Below are 20,234 nucleotides of genomic sequence, written 5' to 3'. Positions count from 1 at the left end.
GTGCGGATTGCTGCCCTCACCCTGGCCCTCTCCCACAGGGAGGGGGAATTCAGATTCCGAGCTCTGCTCGTGTTGGTAATCCTTCGCTGTCGCCCTGCACCTGAATCGCCAGCGAACCAATTTTGTTGCCTCGCGCCACGGCCTGCGACAGCGGTTTGCCCTCCAGCAGGGCGCTGATGATCCCGACGGCAAACCCATCGCCCGCACCCACGGTATCGACCACGTTGTCGACTTTTACCGCAGCGACGGCGCCTTGCTCGCCGTCGGCAGTTTTGAACCATGCACCGTCAGCACCGGTTTTCAGCACCACGGCTTTTACTCCTTTGTTGAGGTAAAAATCAGCAATGCCTTCCGGCGTGCTCTCGCCAGTGAGGATCATTCCCTCTTTTACCCCCGGCAGTACCCAGTCCGCCTGAAACGCCAGTCGGTTGAGTTTCTCAACCATCTCCGCTTCGCTTTTCCACAGCACCGGACGCAGGTTCGGATCAAAGGAGATCGTTTTGCCCTGCGCTTTCATTGCCGAAGCGGCATGATCGAGTAAATCGTACGAACTGGCCGAGAGTGCCGCCGCCACGCCGCTCAGGTGCAGGTGGCGCGCAGAGGAGAAATACGCGGCGTGATAATCATCCACGGAGAGATGGCTTGCCGCTGAGCCTTTACGGAAATACTCCACGATGGGATCGGTTCCATTTTCAACTTTAGATTTCAGCTGAAAGCCCGTCGGGAAGCGTCCGTCGAGAGTCACGCCTGCGCCATCAATGCCCTCTTTTTTCAGCGAGTCGAGTACGAAATGGCCAAAGCTGTCATTTCCCACGCGGCTTACCCAGCCAACATTCAGCCCCAGCCGCGCAAGGCCGGTAGCAACATTCAGCTCAGCACCTGCAACGCGTTTGATAAAGTGCTCCACTGCGCTCAGCTCGCCTGTTTCGGTGGCGACAAACATCGCCATGGCCTCGCCGATGGTGATGACATCCAGCGTCTTGTGCATGGTTTACTCCTCGCGCAGCAGGTTGACGTAATGGCGGGTGACGGCGGTGAGATCCGTCCCTTCCAGCGGAAATTCGATACCGCGTGGCGCATCGGCAGGGAGTTGATTAAGCAGATCCCGCCAGCGAGAATCGGTCTGATCCGGCGCGACGGCGCGGAATTGCGCCTTATGCGGGATCGCGGCCTTCACATGAATGTAGCTCACGGCGGGAGCCAACTGACGTGCAGCCTCTTCCGGGGAGTCGCCAACCCACAGCCAGTTGCCCATATCGAACGTCAGCGTGACCGGCAGCGCCATTACCCGGCAGGCGGCTTTGAAGCGCTGCATCGGAGCGAGCTGACCGCAGTCGGTCTGGTCGTTTTCCACCACCAGCGTCATGCCGCTTTCATCCAGCAGTGCGCGCAGGGCTTCAAGCGGCTGTTTGTCGCTGAAATGACCCAGCGAGACTTTAAGCCACAGCGCGTTTAGGGCGCTGGCTTCGCTAAGGTAGCGCGGGAGATCTGTGTTGAGGGTGCCATCGGGCATAAACAGGGGGGCCGGGGCGGAGTAGCACGCCAGTAAACCCAGCAGTTCAATGGACTCGCCGAGCGCAGGCAGGGCCATTAACTCGTCGTTGCTGAAGAGCTCGCGGCGGATTTCAACGCCATCAGCTCCCGCGCCGGCAATAACGGGAAGCATTGCCCGTTGACCGCCTGCCTGTCGCACCTGATCCGCACCATACGCGGCGGTGACCACCATAATTTTCCTGCTCATTTCCTGACTCCAGAGCGTAATCGATAGTATTACGCTAGATGGAACCGGTTCCAAAGAAAAGATCGGGATGCTGAATTTATGATCGCTGTCACGAAGGGGAAATTAACGGGCAGTAGAGCCGCGAACGATCAGCTCGCCGGAAAACACCTGCTCGCGTACGGCGTCGCGGGTGCCTTCAATGCGGCGAACCACTTGTTCAACCGCGGCATAGCCGATCTGCCAGGTGGGTTGTTTGAGGGTGGTGATGCCTACGCCAGCAAGTTCTGCCCACTCCAGTTCATCAAAGCCGAGTAAGCCGATGTCGCTGCCCCAGTGCAGGTCAATGCGTTTAAGCGAGCGGGCAACCTGAAGCGTCAGCGCCCCGTTCGCGGAGATCACCGCTTTGCGCATACCCCGATGGCGGGTATGGAACTGGCGCAGGGTATTATCCAGCTGCCCGGCTTCATGCAGGGGGATTTCGGCATTCTCGGCGATCATGCCGGGATATCGCGCCAGCGTGGCACGAAATGCAGCCAGGCGGTCGCGGCGGGTGTTAACCATACCCAGCGGTTCGCTCAGGAATAAAATGGCTTCGAAGCCCTGTTCAATCAGATGTTCGGTGGCAGTGGTGGCCGCCTGGGTGTTATCCAGCCCGACCACATCGCAGGCAAATTCCGGGATTTTGCGGTCAATAAGCACCATCGGCAGCGACGATTGTTGCAGGCGATTCAGTCCCTCTTCGCGCATCCCGACGGCATTGACCACGATCCCTTCCACCTGATAGCTGCGCAGCAGATCGAGGTAGTGCAACTCCTGATCAACTTCGTTATTGGTGTTACAGACCAGCGGGGTAAAGCCTTTCTCACGGCACGCCGCCTCAATGCCGCTGAGGACGTTAACGGAGTAAGGGTTGGTGATATCGGCGATGATGAGGCCAATCAGACGGGTACGACCCCGTTTGAGGCCGCGCGCCATCAGGCTGGGACGGTAGTCGAGATCGGCAATGGCCTGTTCAATTCGCGCCAGCAGTGCATCGGAAAGCAGGTGTTTCTCGCCGTTGAGGTAGCGTGAAATGCTGGTTTTACCGGTTTTGGCGGCTTTCGCCACGTCGCTGATGGTGGCCCGGGTTGGTTTGCTCATCGCTGATTTCCCTGAAATTAGTGAGAATACCTTAGCGGGAAAATCTGACGAATCAAGCAATTTGCCGGGTGGCGGTCTGATGCCCTCACCCCAACCCTCTCCCACGGGAGAGGGCGCAAACACTAAAACGGCAACAGGGTTGCCGTTTTGCTTTTACCTACTGCACAGGGCTCAACGTAATCTCAACGCGGCGGTTCTGCGCTTTGCCTTCCGCCGTGCTGTTGCTGGCGATCGGGTTAGCCGGACCCATGCCGCTGGTGCGGATGCGGTTCGCTTCTACGCCCTGGGTGATCAGCGAGCTGGCCACGGAATCGGCACGCTGCTGCGACAGACGCATGTTCAGATCCTGGCTGCCGGTACTGTCGGTGTAGCCAATCACGTTCACGGCAGTTTTGTTGTACTCTTTCAGCACCGCGGCCACGCCGGTCAGGGTGTTCGCGCCTGCGGGTTTCAGCGTCGCGCTGCTGCTGTCAAAGGTCACGTTGTTTGGCATGTTCAGGATGATGTTGTCACCGCTGCGCGTCACGCTCACGCCTGTACCTTTCATTTTGTCACGGAGTTTTGCTTCCTGCACATCCATGTAATAACCCACGCCGCCGCCCAGGGCTGCGCCTGCCGCTGCGCCAATCAGCGCACCTTTACCGCGATCTTTCTTGGAGGAGGAGAGTGCGCCAACGCCAGCGCCCACCAGGGAACCAATACCCGCGCCAATGCCGGATTTACCCGCTTCGCGTTCGCCGGTGTAAGGGTTGGTTGTGCAGCCTGAAACAGCCAGAGCACCGCTCACCAGAGCGGCAATAACGAGTACGCGTTTTTTCATCTTATTTCCTTAATCCTTTTTATTCTTTGCCACGACGGACGTGGCAGTGGATTATGACGTCCGAATACGGAGAAAATTCAGTGTATAACTCTGAAATTTGTCACAAACGATAAACTGCCTCAATGAAAGGCCGTCATACCTGCACGCAACCAGGAGCGCACGCTTTGAGCACCTCAACAAAAACCATTCTGACCGCCGCCCACTGGGGGCCGATGCTGGTCGAAACCGATGGCGACACCGTGCTGTCGTCTCGCGGGGCTTTGCCTTCGCGCCATCTCAACTCTTTACAGACCGTCGTTCGCGATCAGGTACATAGCAAAACTCGCGTACGCTGGCCGATGGTGCGTAAAGGCTTTCTGGCGTCACCGGATAAACCGCAAGGTATTCGCGGGCAGGATGAGTTCGTGCGCGTGAGCTGGGACGATGCCCTGGCGCTGATCCATACGCAGCATAAACGCATCCGCGACAGCTATGGCCCGTCGTCCATTTTTGCCGGCTCCTATGGCTGGCGCTCAAACGGCGTGCTGCATAAGGCCGCAACCCTGCTGCAACGCTATATGAGCCTGGCTGGAGGATATACCGGCCATCTGGGTGATTACTCGACCGGCGCGGCGCAGGCGATCATGCCGTATGTCGTGGGCGGGAATGAGGTTTATCAGCAGCAGACCAGCTGGCCGCTGGTGCTGGAGCATACAGAGGTGGTGGTGCTGTGGAGCGCCAACCCGCTCAATACCCTTAAAATTGCCTGGAATGCGTCCGACGAGCAGGGCGTTTCCTACTTCGATGCGCTGCGCAAAAGCGGCAAGCGCATCATCTGTATCGATCCGATGCGTTCTGAAACGCTTGATTTCTTCGGCGACTGCGCCGAGTGGATCGCGCCGCATATGGGCACCGACGTGGCGATGATGCTGGGTATCGCCCACACCCTGGTGGAGAACGGCTGGCACGACACGGAATTTCTGACGCGCTGCACAACGGGGTTCGATAAATTTGCCGACTATCTGACGGGCAAAACCGACGGTATCGCCAAAACCGCAGAGTGGGCTGCGGCGATTTGCGGCGTTGATGCCGCTAAAATCCGCGAACTGGCAGCGTTATTCCATAGCCATGTCACGATGCTCATGTCCGGATGGGGGATGCAGCGCCAGCAGTTTGGCGAGCAGAAGCACTGGATGCTGGTGACGCTCGCCGCGATGCTTGGGCAGATTGGCACACCCGGCGGCGGTTTTGGCCTTTCCTATCACTTTGCCAACGGCGGCAACCCGACGCGTAAAGCGGCGGTGCTGGCGTCCATGCAGGGCTCGGTGCAGGGTGGCGTGGACGCTGTGGATAAAATTCCGGTGGCACGCATTGTTGAAGCTCTGGAGAACCCCGGCGGGTTTTATCAGCACAACGGTCAGGATCGCCATTTCCCGGATATTAAGTTTGTCTGGTGGGCGGGTGGGGCCAACTTCACCCATCACCAGGATACCAACCGCCTGATCCGCGCCTGGCAGAAACCGGAGCTGGTGGTGATCTCGGAGTGCTTCTGGACCGCGTCAGCGAAACATGCCGATATCGTTTTGCCCGCCACGACCTCGTTCGAGCGTAACGATCTCACCATGACGGGGGATTACAGCAACCAGCATATGGTACCGATGAAGCGCGTCGTGGCTCCCCGGGATGAAGCGCGGGATGATTATGACGTCTTTGCTGACCTGAGTGAATTATGGGAAGCGGGCGGACGGGAGCGTTTCACCGAGGGCAAAACGGATCTGCAATGGCTGGAAACGTTTTACCAGATTGCCTGCCAGCGCGGGGCTGCGCAGGGCGTGACGCTGCCGCCATTTTCTGAATTCTGGGAAGCGAATCAACTCTTCGAAATGCCGGAAAGCGAGCAGAACGCGCGGTTTGTGCGCTTTGCTGACTTCCGTCGCGATCCGGAGAATAACCCGTTAAAAACCGAAAGCGGGAAGATTGTGATCCACAGCGAGCGCATCGCCAGCTTTGGCTACGCGGACTGTCCGCCGCACCCGGCGTGGCTGGAGCCGGACGAATGGCATGGCAATGCGCAGCCGGGGCAGCTTCAGCTGCTGTCTGCCCATCCTGCCCATCGTCTGCACAGCCAGCTTAACTATTCGGCTCTGCGCGAGCAGTATGCGGTGGCGGGTCGTGAGCCGATCGCGCTGAATAGCGACGATGCAAAGGCGCGGGGGATTAACGACGGCGATCTCGTTCGCGTCTGGAACGCACGCGGGCAGGTGCTGGCTGGCGCCGTGGTGAGTGACGGGATCCGCCCAGGCGTGTTCTGCATTCATCAGGGAGCATGGCCGGATCTGGCGCTGGACGAGGGCGGTATTTGTAAGAACGGCGCCGTAAACGTCCTGACCAAAGATCTCCCCAGCTCGAAGCTGGGGAATGGCTGTGCGGGGAATACGGCGCTGGCATGGGTGGAGAAATATGAGGGACCGGCGCTTCCCCTTACGGCATTTGATCCGCCTGCCAGCTCATGATCCACGTCGGGTGTTGGGTATCATCCTGCCAGGCGCTGTCTTCGATGCGAAAACCCTGAGCATGATAGAAATTCACCGCCCGCACGTTTTTCTGATACACCTCCAGGGTTAAATACGGGTAGTGCTGCTGAACATAGTTCAGCAGCGCACGCCCGATCCCCCTTCCGATGAACGCCGGGGCGACAAACAACGCCCCCACGAACTGGAACTGCATGACGCTGATAAAACCGCACAGGGTACCGTTTTCCTCCCAGACCCAGGTCTCGGCGGCGGGAAGGTAATCATCCCGCACTACCGCTTCATTCGCTTGCCAGTAACTTGCGTCGATAAACGGATGCGCCTCGGTGGTGCTCTCCAGCCACAGACTCAAAAGCGGAGCGGTATCCTCACTTTGCCATTTGCGGATCATGGTGGCCCTCCGGGTGGCAGAAGCAGCCCTTAATATGGTCATTGACCAGCCCGCAGGCCTGCATAAAGGAGTAACAGATGGTGGTGCCCACAAACTTAAAGCCGCGTTTTTTCAGTGCTTTTGACAGGGCATCTGAGGCGGGGGTCGACGTTGGGATCTCTGCAAGCGTGGCGGCCTGCGTCACCTTCGGCTCGTTATCCACAAACGACCAGACAAAAGCTGAGAAGGGTTCGCCGTTTTGCTCCATCGCCAGATAAGCACGCGCGTTACCAATAATGGCCTGAATTTTACCGCGATGGCGGATGATACCGGTATTCAGAACCAGCCTTTCCACGTCTTCGTCGGTCATGGCGGCCACCGCAACCGGATCGAAATGGTGGAAGGCCTTGCGATAGTTCTCACGCTTTTTCAGAACGGTGATCCACGACAGCCCGGCCTGCTGGCCTTCAAGGCAAATCATTTCAAACAGTTTTTTACCGTCGGTTTCCGGCACGCCCCATTCCTTGTCGTGATAATCGATATAAAGCTGATCATGGCTTACCCAGCCGCAACGTTGCATAGGTCATCTCCCTTCCTGATACGGTAAACGCAAAAATTTCAATCTGCCCGGCTTGACGTGTTTGCTAAAGAGACAATAGTTAATACAGGGCTATACGCCCTAATACCTCTTCGAACAATGACATATATCGCCGAACTCGGCTCTTTCTGGAGTCGCTTTGATGATGTTAAAAAAAATCAGTGGTCGCCATGCTGCTTCTGGCCTGGTGGGTGTCTCAGCCTGCCTGCTTATATGTAACACCGCTTTTGCGTGGCAACAGGAATATATCGTTTCAGATGCACAAAGTAATACGACGGAACGTTATACATGGGACGCCGATCACCAACCTCGTTATGAAGATATTCTCGCGGAGCGTATCAACCATTCGCAGAATGCTGCGGGCTTTGCCCTGAACGACCCATCCGGTTCAGATGCGGAAACCGTTCTGAGCGTTGGCTGGAATTTTCCCGTGGCGGGACATTTTACCACCGGCCCCGTCATGGCGTGGCGCACTGATGGCGCTCCCCCTGCAACGGTGAATGCATTTGGTGAGGTAACTACCACGCAGCCGCTTACCGATCCCCTCTGGCATGCCAGCGTGAACTCGTTGGGGTGGCGCGTTGATACGCAGTATGGTGATTTACATCCCTGGGCGAAGATCAGCTACAACCAGCAGTCGGAGGAAGAATATTTGTACACCCTGGGCTTAAGCGCCAAATTTTAGGGTTGTTACTTTTTTAAACGCTGCGGTAACATATTTAATACAATAACGGCGCGGGCTGTGGTGATAGTGGTCACTCACCTTTAAGCGTTTTCTTTTCCGGCAAGGTCATTCATTCCCGCTTCCAGGCATTTCATTCCGTATCTCCTGCATTTCGTGCCGTTTTACCCCTGGCGTTTTGGGGTTTTGTTTATCGTGTCCTCAGCGAACTTCCTTAATTTCTCTTGCAGGACACTGCCATGAACACATCAACTTATAACCGCACGCGTTGGCTGACGCTTTTCGGCACCATCGTTACCCAGTTCGCACTGGGCTCGGTCTATACCTGGAGCCTGTTTAACAGCGCCCTGTCCGATAAGCTCGGCGCACCGATAAGCCAGGTGGCATTCTCCTTCGGCTTGCTGAGCCTTGGATTAGCGATTTCCTCTTCCGTGGCGGGCAAACTTCAGGAGCGCTTCGGCGTGAAGCGCGTAACCATGGCCTCCGGGATCCTGCTGGGCGTGGGCTTCTTCCTGACGGCACATTCAAACAACCTGATGATGCTGTGGCTAAGCGCCGGGGTGCTGGTGGGTCTGGCGGACGGCGCAGGTTATCTGCTGACGCTGTCTAACTGCGTGAAGTGGTTCCCGGAGCGTAAAGGGCTTATCTCCGCGTTTGCCATTGGTTCATATGGCCTGGGCAGCCTGGGGTTCAAATTCATTGACTCCCATCTGCTGGCCTCGGTTGGGCTTGAGAAAACCTTTATGATCTGGGGCGTGATTGTGCTGGTAATGATCCTCTTCGGCGCCACGCTGATGAAAGATGCGCCGCAGCAGGAAGTGAAAACCGTTAACGGCGTGGTGGAGAACGATTTCACCCTCGCTCAGTCCATGCGTAAGCCGCAGTACTGGATGCTGGCGGTGATGTTCCTGACGGCCTGCATGAGCGGTCTGTATGTCATCGGTGTGGCGAAAGATATCGCGCAGGGGATGGTAAAACTGGACGCGGCGACGGCGGCAAACGCGGTAACGGTCATCTCCATCGCTAACCTCTCGGGTCGTCTGGTACTGGGTATCCTGTCTGACAAAATCGCCCGTATCCGTGTGATTACGCTGGGGCAGGTCATCTCCCTGGTGGGTATGGCAGCTCTGCTGTTCGCTCCGCTGAACGAGGCGACATTCTTTGCAGCAATTGCCTGCGTAGCCTTTAACTTTGGCGGCACTATTACCGTCTTCCCGTCACTGGTGAGCGAGTTCTTCGGCCTGAACAACCTGGCGAAAAACTACGGCGTCATTTATCTCGGCTTCGGTATCGGCAGTATTTGCGGTTCACTGATTGCCTCGCTGTTTGGCGGCTTCTACGTGACCTTCTGCGTGATATTCGCTTTGCTGATTATTTCGCTGGCGCTGTCCACCACGATCCGTCAGCCGCAGCGCGAACTGTATAAAGAAGCGCATGTATGATGCGATGAAAAGAGGCCGCAGGGCCTCTTTTATTTATTTCTAAATCGCTTCCGGACTTGCTATTTTGTAAAAATCTTCATCGATTCACATTCTCTGCTGCCACTTTTCTTCCCTGCTGTGGTCTACTTATCGCGCTTGTAGACGTTTCTGATAACGGTTTCTCTCGCATCTACTTACTCTGTCAGCTTTCTCACTGAGATTCGGCGGGTTTTTATACCCCTTCCCCCAGGGTTGTTTGCATGAAATATATTAGGTCTCTTACCCAGCAAAGATTGTGTCTGATGCTGGCTGTCTATATCGGTTTGTTTCTGAATGGCGCGGTGCTGTTCAGACGAGTGGAAGGTTATTTCGAACACCTCACTGTAAGAAATGGAATTTTTGCCGCGATTGAAGTGTTTGGCTCAATTCTGGCGACCTTCTTCCTGTTACGCCTGCTCTCTCTCTTTGGCCGTCGTACATGGCAAATTCTGGCCTCGCTGGTGGTGATTATCTCCGCCGCTGCAAGCTATTACATGACATTCATGAACGTGGTCATTGGCTACGGTATTGTGGCCTCGGTGATGACCACGGACATCGACCTCTCGAAAGAGGTGGTGGGTCAAGGGTTCATCCTGTGGACGATTCTGACCTGCCTGATCCCGCTCTTCTTTATCTGGAGTAACACCTGTCGCTACACCCTGTTACGCCAGCTGCGTACCCGGGGACAGCGCATCCGCAACGTCGCCGTCGTTCTTCTGGCGGGTCTGCTGGTATGGGCGCCTATTCGCCTGATGGAAAAGCAGCAAAAACGGATCGAAAAAGCGACAGGCGTGGATATGCCAAGCTACGGCGGCGTGGTGGCTAACTCGTACCTGCCGTCTAACTGGCTGTCGGCGTTAGGTCTTTATGCCTGGGCTCAGGCGGACGAATCCAGCGATGTGAAATCGCTGATTAACCCGACCAAAAAGTTCACCTACCAGGCTCCGGCTGACGGGCTGGATGATACTTACGTGGTCTTCGTTATCGGCGAAACGACGCGCTGGGATCATATGGGTATTCTCGGTTATGACCGCGATACCACCCCGAAACTGGCGCAGGAAAAGAATCTGGTGGCATACCGCGGCTACTCCTGCGATACCGCCACGAAGCTCTCGTTGCGCTGTATGTTTGTTCGCGAGGGCGGTGCGAGTGATAACCCTCAGCGCACTCTCAAAGAGCAAAACGTGTTTGCTGTTCTGAAGCAGCTTGGATTTAGCTCCGATCTGTTCGCCATGCAAAGTGAGATGTGGTTCTACACCAACACCATGGCGGATAACATCGCCTACCGCGAGCAGATTGGCGCCGAGCCGCGTAACCGCGGAAAGAACGTTGATGACATGCTGCTGCTCTCTGAGATGGAACAGTCGCTGAAAAACCATCCGCAGGGTAAGCACCTTATTGTTCTGCATACCAAAGGGTCACACTACAGCTACTATCAGCGTTACACGCGCGATTTCGCCAAATGGACGCCTGAGTGCGTCGGCATTAACAAGAACTGTAGCAAGCAGGAGTTGATCAATGCCTATGATAACTCGATTCTGTATGTGGATACCTTCCTCAGCCGGGTGATTGACCAGCTTCGCGATAAGAAAGCGATTGTGATCTACGCGGCCGACCACGGCGAGTCCATCAACGAGAAAGAGCATTTACACGGTACGCCGCGTAAGCTGGCGCCACCAGAGCAGTTCCGCGTGCCGATGATCATGTGGATGTCGGACAAGTATCTGGAAAACCCGGACAAAGCCAAAATGTTTGCCCACCTGAAACAGCAGGCAGAGATTAAGGTACCGCGCCGTCACGTTGAGCTGTACGACACTATTATGGGCTGTCTCGGCTATACCTCACCGAACGGTGGGATTAACGAAAACAACAACTGGTGTAAACTCCCTGATAACACCACAAAAGCCGCGCAGTAGCTGGTCTGGCGAGAATATCGCCAGTTGAATGGCTTTTTGAAAATAAGGGATTGACGAGGGCGCACCTCAGCAGTAAGATGCGCTCCGCATTCGGCGAGTAGCGCAGCTTGGTAGCGCAACTGGTTTGGGACCAGTGGGTCGGAGGTTCGAATCCTCTCTCGCCGACCACATTCTAAAAAGGGCTAACCGCAAGGTTAGCCCTTTTTGCATTAACGCGTTACCCCACCCGAGTCCTCAAAATACCCCTTAGCCCTGCTTCCCCCTGCCTGCTTGCGGTTTTGTGACATAATCCATTGTATTTTTTTATATATAGTTTGATCTTTTTTCGCGTTGCTTATGGATAACCTCAGCATTTTTCGCTGTGCGTTTTAACGTTCGCGGTATTTAGTGCTCAGATAATCACCATTCTGTAAGAAAATTTACCCATTCTGAATAAAACTTAATCACTGGGTGTTGCGAAATAGGGAGGGGTTTGTGCTGCAACATGGCGAGTAGCATAAATTTCTCTGCTGAAAACTGGCACTCAGAGTTTTTTTAATCTTTGTTTGCGGTTTCTCACACTCCACGTAAATCCCCGCCACCTGTATTGACGTTTTCACATTCTGTTGACAGATTGTAGGGCACGAGGGGCATTTCAGGGAGGATCTGCGCTGCAACTCAAACGCTCTTCTGAAAGGATTCTCTATCCCTTTTAACGCCCTCGGGCATCACCGACCGGACCGGGTAAAAAATAAATAAAGGTCAGGCGGCGTAACACAACAAAGCAAAACATCACATTGGAGCACAATAATGAGTATTTCCTTGAAGAAGTCAGGGATGCTGAAGCTTGGTCTGAGCCTGGTGGCCATGACCGTCGCAGCAAGCGTACAGGCAAAAACCCTGGTTTACTGTTCTGAAGGCTCTCCGGAAGGCTTCAACCCACAGCTCTTTACCTCTGGTACGACTTACGACGCAAGCTCTGTACCGATCTATAACCGTCTGGTTGAATTTAAAACCGGCACCACGGAAGTGATTCCTGGCCTGGCTGAAAAGTGGGATATCAGCGAAGACGGTAAAACCTATACCTTCCACCTGCGTCAGGGCGTGAAGTGGCAGGACAGCAAAGAATTCAAACCTACGCGCGACTTTAACGCCGACGACGTAGTGTTCTCCTTCGACCGTCAAAAAAATGCCCAGAACCCGTACCATAAAGTGTCTGGCGGCAGCTATGAATACTTCGAAGGGATGGGTCTGCCAGACCTGATTGCTGAAGTGAAAAAAGTGGACGATAAAACCGTTCAGTTCGTGCTGACGCGTCCGGAAGCGCCATTCCTCGCTGACCTGGCGATGGACTTCGCCTCTATTCTCTCTAAAGAGTACGCGGACAACATGCTGAAAGCCGGCACGCCGGAAAAAGTGGACCTGAACCCAATCGGTACCGGCCCGTTCCAGCTGCTTCAGTACCAGAAAGATTCCCGTATTCTGTATAAAGCCTTCCCGGGCTACTGGGGCACCAAGCCGCAGATCGACCGTCTGGTCTTCTCCATCACGCCTGACGCATCCGTGCGTTACGCAAAATTGCAGAAAAACGAATGTCAGGTGATGCCGTATCCAAACCCGGCTGACATCGCGCGCATGAAGCAGGATAAAAATATCAACCTGATGGAGCAGGCGGGCCTGAACGTGGGTTATCTCTCCTTCAACACCGAGAAGAAACCGTTCGATGACGTGAAAGTGCGTCAGGCGCTGACCTACGCGGTGAACAAAGAAGCGATCATCAAAGCCGTTTACCAGGGCGCTGGCGTTGCGGCCAAGAACCTGATCCCACCAACCATGTGGGGCTATAACGACGACATTAAGGACTACACCTACGATCCTGAGAAAGCGAAAGCGCTGCTGAAAGAAGCGGGCCAGGATAAAGGTTTCACCGTTGAGCTGTGGGCGATGCCGGTACAGCGTCCTTACAACCCGAACGCACGTCGTATGGCGGAAATGGTTCAGGCTGACTGGGCGAAGATTGGCGTACAGGCCAAAATTGTGACCTACGAGTGGGGCGAGTACCTGAAACGCGCCAAAGCGGGCGAACACCAGGCGGTCATGATGGGCTGGACCGGCGACAACGGGGATCCGGACAACTTCTTCGCGACCCTGTTCAGCTGTGCGGCAGCGAAAGACGGTTCCAACTACTCTCGCTGGTGCTACAAGCCGTTTGAAGACCTGATCCAGCCGGCGCGTGCGACCGATGATCACAACAAACGTATCGAACTGTACAAGCAAGCGCAGGTTGTCATGCACGATCAGGCTCCGGCGCTGATTGTTGCTCACTCCACCGTGTACGAGCCAGTGCGTAAAGAAGTGAAGGGCTACGTGGTCGATCCACTGGGCAAACACCACTTCGAAAACGTGTCTGTTGAATAATAAGTAGGGTGTTCTCCCTCTCCCTGTGGGAGAGGGCAGGGGTGAGGGGCGTGCATGCATCCCCTCACCCTAACCCTCTCCCGAAGGGAGAGGGAATTTACATTTGTGAGCAATACAGACGTCACGCTACTGAGCGTGCGTCATCAGAGAGAATCCGGGTTATGTTGCAGTTCATCCTCCGACGTCTGGGACTGGTTATCCCGACGTTTATCGGTATCACCCTTCTCACTTTTGCCTTCGTCCATATGATCCCGGGTGATCCGGTGATGATTATGGCGGGCGAGCGTGGTATCTCCCCTGAACGTCATGCGCAACTGCTGGCTGAACTCGGCCTTGATAAGCCGATGTGGCAGCAGTACCTCCACTACATCTGGGGCGTATTACACGGCGATTTAGGGATTTCACTGAAAAGCCGTCTTCCGGTGTGGGACGAGTTCGTGCCGCGTTTCCAGGCGACGCTGGAACTCGGCATCTGCGCCATGATCTTCGCGACCGCGGTGGGGATTCCCGTCGGCGTGCTGGCTGCCGTTAAGCGTGGCTCTATTTTCGACCACACCGCCGTTGGCCTGGCACTGACCGGCTACTCCATGCCTATCTTCTGGTGGGGCATGATGCTGATCATGCTGGTCTCGGTGCAGTGGAACCTGACGCCGGTCTCCGGACGTGTCAGCGATATGGTTTTCCTTGACGACACCAACCCGTTAACCGGCTTTATGCTGATTGATACGGCGATCTGGGGCGAAGAGGGCAACTTCATTGATGCGGTTGCGCACATGATCCTGCCTGCAATGGTGCTTGGCACCATCCCACTTGCGGTGATCGTGCGTATGACTCGTTCCTCCATGCTGGAAGTGCTGGGCGAAGATTATATTCGTACTGCCCGCGCTAAAGGTCTGACCCGTATGCGCGTCATCATCATTCATGCCCTGCGTAACGCCATGCTGCCGGTGGTGACCGTTATCGGTTTGCAGGTCGGTACGCTGCTGGCCGGGGCGATCCTGACCGAAACCATCTTCTCCTGGCCAGGCCTTGGACGCTGGCTAATTGATGCGCTGCAACGCCGTGACTATCCGGTTGTGCAGGGCGGTGTATTGCTGGTCGCGACGATGATTATCCTCGTCAACCTGCTGGTCGATTTGCTGTACGGCGTGGTGAACCCGCGTATTCGTCATAAGAAGTAAGGGGCCATCATGTCACAAGTTACTCAAAATAAAGCGGTTACCGCACCGGTGCCAATGACGCCGATGCAGGAATTCTGGCACTACTTCAAGCGCAACAAAGGCGCGGTCGTCGGGCTGGTATATGTTTCCATCATGATCCTGATTGCGGTGTTTGCGAACTTCCTTGCGCCGTATAACCCCGCGGACCAGTTCCGTGATGCGCTGCTCGCGCCACCGGCCTGGCAGGAAGGTGGTAGCCTGACGCACCTGCTCGGTACTGATGACGTTGGCCGCGATGTGCTGTCTCGTCTGATGTACGGCGCGCGCCTCTCTCTGCTGGTTGGCTGTCTCGTGGTGGTGTTGTCGCTGATCATGGGCGTTGTGCTTGGTCTGGTGGCGGGCTACTTCGGCGGCATCGTTGATAACGTTATCATGCGTATCGTCGATATCATGCTGGCATTGCCAAGCCTTCTGCTGGCCCTGGTGCTGGTCGCGGTCTTTGGTCCTTCGATAGGCAATGCCGCGCTCGCGCTAACGTTCGTTGCGCTTCCTCACTATGTCCGATTAACCCGTGCGGCCGTGCTGGTCGAGGTGAACCGCGATTATGTGACGGCATCTCGAGTGGCGGGTGCGGGGGCGATGCGCCAGATGTTCGTCAATATTCTTCCTAACTGCCTTGCACCGCTGATTGTTCAGGCGTCGCTCGGTTTTTCTAACGCCATTCTCGATATGGCCGCTCTTGGCTTCCTTGGCATGGGTGCGCAGCCGCCAACACCGGAATGGGGCACCATGCTCTCCGACGTGTTGCAGTTCGCACAAAGCGCCTGGTGGGTCGTCACCTTCCCGGGTCTGGCGATTCTGCTGACGGTGCTGGCATTTAACCTGATGGGTGATGGTCTGCGTGATGCACTTGATCCCAAACTGAAGCAGTAAGAGGCACGAGATGGCGTTATTAAATGTAGATAAATTATCGGTGCACTTCGGCGATGAAGGCACACCGTTTCGTGCTGTGGACCGCATCAGCTATAGCGTAAATCAGGGCGAAGTGGTTGGTATCGTTGGGGAGTCCGGTTCCGGTAAGTCAGTGAGTTCACTGGCAATCATGGGGCTGATTGACTATCCCGGCCGCGTAATGGCGGAAAGCCTGGAGTTCAATGGTCAGGATCTGCAGCGCATTTCCGAAAAACAGCGCCGCCAACTGGTGGGAGCGGAAGTGGCGATGATCTTCCAGGACCCGATGACCAGTCTGAACCCGTGTTACACCGTGGGTTTCCAGATTATGGAAGCCATTAAGGTGCACCAGGGCGGTAACAAGCAAACCCGTCGCCAGCGCGCTATTGACCTGCTGACGCAGGTGGGTATACCCGATCCGGCATCGCGTCTGGACGTTTATCCGCACCAGTTGTCCGGTGGGATGAGTCAGCGTGTAATGATCGCGATGGCCATTGCCTGTCGTCCAAAACTGCTGATTGCCGATGAACCGACAACCGCGCTGGACGTGACCATTCAGGCGCAAATTATTGAGCTACTGCTGGAGTTGCAGCAGAAAGAGAATATGGCGCTGGTGCTGATTACGCACGATCTGGCGCTGGTGGCTGAAGCGGCACACAAAATCATTGTGATGTATGCAGGCCAGGTGGTGGAGACCGGGAGTTCACACGATATCTTCCGGGCCCCGCGTCATCCCTATACGCAGGCGCTGCTGCGCGCGCTGCCGGAGTTCGCGCAGGATAAAGCGCGTCTGGCCTCGCTGCCGGGGGTGGTACCGGGTAAATATGACCGTCCTCAGGGCTGTCTGCTTAACCCGCGCTGCCCGTATGCGACGGATAAATGCCGCGTCGACGAGCCGGAGCTGAACCTGTTAGCTGACGGACGTCAGTCGAAATGCCACTACCCACTCGATGATGCCGGGAGGCCAACACTATGAGTACGCAACAAATGCTGTTGCAGGCCATCGACCTGAAAAAACATTACCCGGTGAAGAAGGGCCTCTTTGCTCCTGAGCGCCTGGTAAAAGCGCTGGATGGTGTCTCCTTTACTCTCGAACGCGGAAAAACGCTGGCGGTGGTAGGGGAATCTGGCTGTGGGAAGTCCACGCTGGGCCGTCTGTTAACGATGATTGAAGTTCCGACTGGCGGCGAGCTTTACTATCAGGGCCAGGATCTGCTCAAGCACGATCCGCAGGCGCAGAAACTGCGACGTCAGAAAATCCAGATTGTGTTCCAGAATCCGTATGGTTCGCTGAACCCGCGAAAAAAAGTGGGGCAGATTCTGGAAGAGCCGCTGCTGATCAACAGCAACCTGAGCAAAGAGCAGCGTCGTGAAAAAGCGCTGGCGATGATGGCGAAGGTGGGCCTGAAAACCGAGCATTACGATCGCTATCCGCATATGTTCTCTGGCGGTCAACGTCAGCGTATCGCCATCGCCCGTGGTCTGATGCTCGACCCGGACGTGGTGATTGCCGATGAACCGGTTTCGGCGCTCGACGTATCCGTGCGTGCGCAGGTGCTGAATCTGATGATGGATTTACAGCAGGATCTTGGGCTGTCGTACGTTTTCATCTCCCATGACCTGTCTGTGGTTGAGCACATTGCCGATGAGGTGATGGTGATGTATCTGGGACGCTGCGTAGAGAAGGGGACGAAAGATCAGATCTTTAATAACCCGCGTCATCCATATACTCAGGCACTACTGTCTGCGACGCCGCGACTGAACCCGGATGACCGCCGTGAGCGCATTAAGCTGACCGGCGAGTTACCAAGCCCGCTTAACCCGCCGCCGGGATGTGCGTTCAACGCTCGCTGCCGTCGCCGCTTCGGTCCGTGTACGCAGTTGCAGCCACAACTGAAAGATTATGGCGGACAGCTGGTGGCCTGCTTCGCGGTCGATCAGGATGAAAACGGCGAAAAGCCGCATGCATAAAGGAAAAAACCGGCGATTAGCCGGTTTTTTTTTACGTCTGAGATCTACTTCCGTAAACGAATCTGGTCAACGGCGTGTTTCTCACTCTTGGTGAGGATCAGGCTTGCACGTTCGCGCGTCGGCAGGATGTTCTCTTTGAGGTTGACGTAGTTGATCTCATTCCACAGCCCGGTCGCCACGTTGATAGCCTCTTCTTCAGAGAGCTGAGCGTAGTTGTGGAAGTAAGAATCCGGGTCGGTGAACGCCCCTTCACGGAACTTCAGGAAGCGGTTGATATACCAGCGTTGCAACAGATCTTCAGGCGCATCCACATAAATTGAGAAATCGACGAAGTCAGAGACAAACACGTGATGCGGATCGTGAGGGTAATCCATCCCGCTTTGCAGTACGTTTAAGCCCTCCAGAATCAGGATGTCGGGCTGCACCACCGTTTTGTCACCATCCGGGATGCGGTCGTAGATCAGATGCGAGTAGACCGGTGCGGTAACGTTCGGCACGCCCGATTTTAAATCAGAGACAAACTTTACCAGGCGGTGCATATCATAAGAGAGCGGGAAGCCCTTCTTCTTCATCAGGCCGCGTTCTTTCAACACCTCATTGGGATGCAGGAAGCCGTCGGTGGTGATCAGCTCCACGCTGCGGTGTTCCGGCCAGCGGCTCAGCAGCGCCTGTAGCACGCGCGCGGTGGTACTTTTACCCACTGCCACGCTGCCCGCAATACTGATGATATAAGGAATACGTTGACCGTTCGTGCCGAGGAACTGTTCCAGTACGGCCTGACGACGCAAGTTGGAGCTGATATAAAAGTTAAGCAAGCGAGAGAGGGGGAGATAGATTTCTGCCACCTCTTCCAGGGAGAGATCTTCGTTTATCCCTTTTAGCCGTGCGATTTCACCTTCCGTCAGTGTCATAGGGACGGAGTCACGCAGGGCTGCCCACTGGCTACGGTTAAACTGAAGATAGGGCGTCATTAACGTTTGCTCTTTTTTGCTCATAAGCATGCTTCTGTGAACCATCACGAAACGGCGGGTGCGGGCTCATCACATAGTTAATTTTGGACAATGGGCAGGAGGTTAACACCAGATGAGAGGAATAATAAGAAAAAATATGGGAAAGCGATGCTTAACCGGGCAGGCATCACCCGGGGCTATAGCGTGCCGAAATCAGGCGTTCATGTTGGATTTTTAATCGCGAGCGGATGAATTTACAGCGGTTAGCCCTGGTTTCGAATAAAATGTGAGCGAAAGAACGTTTTATGCAATTTTTTAGTTGCATGACTGCGCAGGTCTCCATAGAATGCGCGCTACTTGATGCCGACTTAGCTCAGTAGGTAGAGCAACTGACTTGTAATCAGTAGGTCACCAGTTCGATTCCGGTAGTCGGCACCATCAAGTCCGGTGGGGTTCCCGAGCGGCCAAAGGGAGCAGACTGTAAATCTGCCGTCACAGACTTCGAAGGTTCGAATCCTTCCCCCACCACCACTTTCTGGCAGCGTCAACGCCGCCGGAGCTGGTTGGAAAAATTGACCAGCTCGAACAGAAAAGAGAGAAATCTCTTTTTTTGTTACAGAAAGAACTGGGTAGCCGAGTTTCAGGATGCGGGCATCGTATAATGGCTATTACCTCAGCCTTCCAAGCTGATGATGCGGGTTCGATTCCCGCTGCCCGCTCCAATACGTGCTGATATGGCTCAGTTGGTAGAGCGCACCCTTGGTAAGGGTGAGGTCCCCAGTTCGACTCTGGGTATCAGCACCACTTCACTTCTCCCTCCCTTTCTCTCTGTTTCAATGTAAATGTATTCAACAGTTCAGGCATTTTCGCCTGGTTGATGTGGTGATATCACCGATTTATCCGTGTCTTAGAGGGACAATCGATGTCTAAAGAAAAGTTTGAACGTACAAAACCGCACGTTAACGTCGGTACTATCGGCCACGTTGACCATGGTAAAACAACGCTGACCGCTGCAATCACTACCGTACTGGCTAAAACCTACGGCGGTGCTGCTCGTGCTTTCGATCAGATCGATAACGCACCAGAAGAAAAAGCTCGTGGTATCACCATCAACACCTCTCACGTTGAGTATGACACCCCGACTCGCCACTACGCACACGTAGACTGCCCAGGCCACGCCGACTATGTTAAAAACATGATCACCGGTGCTGCGCAGATGGACGGCGCGATCCTGGTTGTTGCTGCGACTGACGGCCCTATGCCTCAGACTCGTGAGCACATCCTGCTGGGTCGTCAGGTAGGCGTTCCTTTCATCATCGTGTTCCTGAACAAATGCGACATGGTTGATGACGAAGAGCTGCTGGAACTGGTAGAGATGGAAGTTCGTGAACTGCTGTCTCAGTACGATTTCCCAGGCGACGATACCCCAATCGTTCGTGGTTCCGCGCTGAAAGCGCTGGAAGGCGACGCAGAGTGGGAAGCGAAAATCATCGAACTGGCTGGCTTCCTGGATTCTTACATCCCAGAACCAGAGCGTGCGATTGACAAGCCATTCCTGCTGCCAATCGAAGACGTATTCTCCATCTCCG

At 55.2% G+C, this 20,234-nt stretch carries 17 protein-coding genes and 5 tRNA genes; 15 read left to right on the top strand and 7 right to left on the bottom strand.

Annotated elements, in window-relative coordinates:
• Window positions 1-49: 49 nt before the first annotated feature.
• The 4 genes from ACOT1A_RS09315 to ACOT1A_RS09300 all read right to left on the bottom strand — a co-directional run bounded on the left by ACOT1A_RS09315 (window position 50) and on the right by ACOT1A_RS09300 (window position 3,680).
• On the bottom strand, window positions 50-988 hold the full coding sequence (locus tag ACOT1A_RS09315) for a sugar kinase (RefSeq protein ID WP_105322898.1): 939 nt from the start codon (window positions 986-988) through the stop codon (window positions 50-52).
• Window positions 989-991: 3 nt separating this feature from the next.
• Window positions 992-1,741, bottom strand: coding sequence for a sugar phosphate isomerase/epimerase family protein (locus ACOT1A_RS09310; protein WP_105322899.1), 750 nt, complete (start codon window positions 1,739-1,741; stop codon window positions 992-994).
• A 102-nt stretch (window positions 1,742-1,843) separates the two neighbouring features.
• Window positions 1,844-2,860, bottom strand: a complete 1,017-nt coding sequence (locus ACOT1A_RS09305) for a LacI family DNA-binding transcriptional regulator (protein WP_105322900.1) — start codon at window positions 2,858-2,860, stop codon at window positions 1,844-1,846.
• A 157-nt stretch (window positions 2,861-3,017) separates the two neighbouring features.
• Window positions 3,018-3,680 (bottom strand): OmpA family lipoprotein, encoded by a 663-nt coding sequence (locus ACOT1A_RS09300; protein WP_022646688.1) that lies wholly within the window; start codon window positions 3,678-3,680, stop codon window positions 3,018-3,020.
• A 122-nt stretch (window positions 3,681-3,802) separates the two neighbouring features.
• Between ACOT1A_RS09300 and ACOT1A_RS09295 the strand changes: the two genes are divergently transcribed.
• Entirely contained in the window at window positions 3,803-6,172 is a 2,370-nt protein-coding gene (locus ACOT1A_RS09295; RefSeq protein ID WP_105322901.1) for a molybdopterin guanine dinucleotide-containing S/N-oxide reductase, read from the top strand.
• On the opposite strand, the gene ACOT1A_RS09290 is transcribed toward ACOT1A_RS09295, so the two are convergent.
• Both ACOT1A_RS09290 and tag read right to left on the bottom strand, forming a co-directional pair.
• A complete protein-coding gene (locus ACOT1A_RS09290; protein WP_022646690.1) occupies window positions 6,141-6,581 on the bottom strand; it encodes an N-acetyltransferase in 441 nt (146 codons plus the stop codon). The two genes, ACOT1A_RS09295 and ACOT1A_RS09290, sit on opposite strands and share 32 nt — an antisense overlap.
• The gene (gene tag, locus ACOT1A_RS09285; RefSeq protein WP_105322902.1) at window positions 6,559-7,140 is read right to left on the bottom strand and encodes a DNA-3-methyladenine glycosylase I; all 582 of its coding nucleotides are present in this window, start codon (window positions 7,138-7,140) and stop codon (window positions 6,559-6,561) included. Before tag ends, ACOT1A_RS09290 begins: the two co-directional genes overlap by 23 nt.
• Before the next feature lie 160 nt (window positions 7,141-7,300).
• On the opposite strand from tag, the gene ACOT1A_RS09280 reads away from it, so the two are divergent.
• The 9 genes from ACOT1A_RS09280 (at window position 7,301) to dppF (ending at window position 17,695) form a co-directional block, all read left to right on the top strand.
• Window positions 7,301-7,843, top strand: a complete 543-nt coding sequence (locus tag ACOT1A_RS09280) for a lipase (protein ID WP_023299064.1) — start codon at window positions 7,301-7,303, stop codon at window positions 7,841-7,843.
• 236 nt (window positions 7,844-8,079) lie between these two features.
• Window positions 8,080-9,282: an L-lactate MFS transporter gene (locus tag ACOT1A_RS09275; protein WP_023299065.1), complete on the top strand. Its 1,203-nt coding sequence runs from the start codon at window positions 8,080-8,082 to the stop codon at window positions 9,280-9,282.
• A gap of 239 nt (window positions 9,283-9,521) precedes the next feature.
• Window positions 9,522-11,216: a kdo(2)-lipid A phosphoethanolamine 7''-transferase gene (gene eptB / locus ACOT1A_RS09270; protein WP_022646694.1), complete on the top strand. Its 1,695-nt coding sequence runs from the start codon at window positions 9,522-9,524 to the stop codon at window positions 11,214-11,216.
• Between the two features lie 91 nt (window positions 11,217-11,307).
• Window positions 11,308-11,384 (top strand) — tRNA-Pro (locus tag ACOT1A_RS09265).
• Between the two features lie 621 nt (window positions 11,385-12,005).
• Window positions 12,006-13,613: a dipeptide ABC transporter periplasmic-binding protein DppA gene (gene dppA, locus ACOT1A_RS09260; RefSeq protein WP_022646695.1), complete on the top strand. Its 1,608-nt coding sequence runs from the start codon at window positions 12,006-12,008 to the stop codon at window positions 13,611-13,613.
• A gap of 161 nt (window positions 13,614-13,774) precedes the next feature.
• A complete protein-coding gene (dppB, locus tag ACOT1A_RS09255) occupies window positions 13,775-14,794 on the top strand; it encodes a dipeptide ABC transporter permease DppB (protein WP_022646696.1) in 1,020 nt (339 codons plus the stop codon).
• A 9-nt stretch (window positions 14,795-14,803) separates the two neighbouring features.
• Window positions 14,804-15,706 carry a dipeptide ABC transporter permease DppC gene (gene dppC / locus ACOT1A_RS09250; protein ID WP_022646697.1) on the top strand — a complete coding sequence of 301 codons (903 nt, stop codon included), beginning with the start codon at window positions 14,804-14,806 and terminating at the stop codon, window positions 15,704-15,706.
• A 10-nt stretch (window positions 15,707-15,716) separates the two neighbouring features.
• On the top strand, window positions 15,717-16,700 hold the full coding sequence (gene dppD / locus ACOT1A_RS09245) for a dipeptide ABC transporter ATP-binding protein (protein WP_010426220.1): 984 nt from the start codon (window positions 15,717-15,719) through the stop codon (window positions 16,698-16,700).
• Window positions 16,697-17,695, top strand: coding sequence for a dipeptide ABC transporter ATP-binding subunit DppF (dppF, locus tag ACOT1A_RS09240; RefSeq protein ID WP_022646698.1), 999 nt, complete (start codon window positions 16,697-16,699; stop codon window positions 17,693-17,695). The genes dppD and dppF overlap by 4 nt, the downstream gene beginning before the upstream one ends.
• Before the next feature lie 44 nt (window positions 17,696-17,739).
• On the opposite strand, the gene coaA is transcribed toward dppF, so the two are convergent.
• Window positions 17,740-18,690 carry a type I pantothenate kinase gene (coaA, locus tag ACOT1A_RS09235; RefSeq protein WP_032622068.1) on the bottom strand — a complete coding sequence of 317 codons (951 nt, stop codon included), beginning with the start codon at window positions 18,688-18,690 and terminating at the stop codon, window positions 17,740-17,742.
• 317 nt (window positions 18,691-19,007) lie between these two features.
• Between coaA and ACOT1A_RS09230 the strand changes: the two genes are divergently transcribed.
• From ACOT1A_RS09230 to ACOT1A_RS09210, 5 genes are all read left to right on the top strand, one after another.
• Window positions 19,008-19,083 (top strand) — tRNA-Thr (locus tag ACOT1A_RS09230).
• Between the two features lie 8 nt (window positions 19,084-19,091).
• Window positions 19,092-19,176, top strand: a tRNA-Tyr gene (locus ACOT1A_RS09225).
• 116 nt (window positions 19,177-19,292) lie between these two features.
• Window positions 19,293-19,367, top strand: a tRNA-Gly gene (locus tag ACOT1A_RS09220).
• A 6-nt stretch (window positions 19,368-19,373) separates the two neighbouring features.
• A tRNA-Thr gene (locus ACOT1A_RS09215) sits at window positions 19,374-19,449 on the top strand.
• Between the two features lie 118 nt (window positions 19,450-19,567).
• On the top strand, window positions 19,568-20,234 hold a 667-nt coding region (locus tag ACOT1A_RS09210; protein ID WP_421625515.1), incomplete at its 3' end, for a GTP-binding protein.

The sequence above is a fragment of the Enterobacter cloacae complex sp. SYL003 genome (assembly GCF_049236925.1).
Lineage (GTDB): Bacteria > Pseudomonadota > Gammaproteobacteria > Enterobacterales > Enterobacteriaceae > Enterobacter > Enterobacter intestinihominis.
This window is presented reverse-complemented; position numbering and strand designations above follow the sequence as displayed.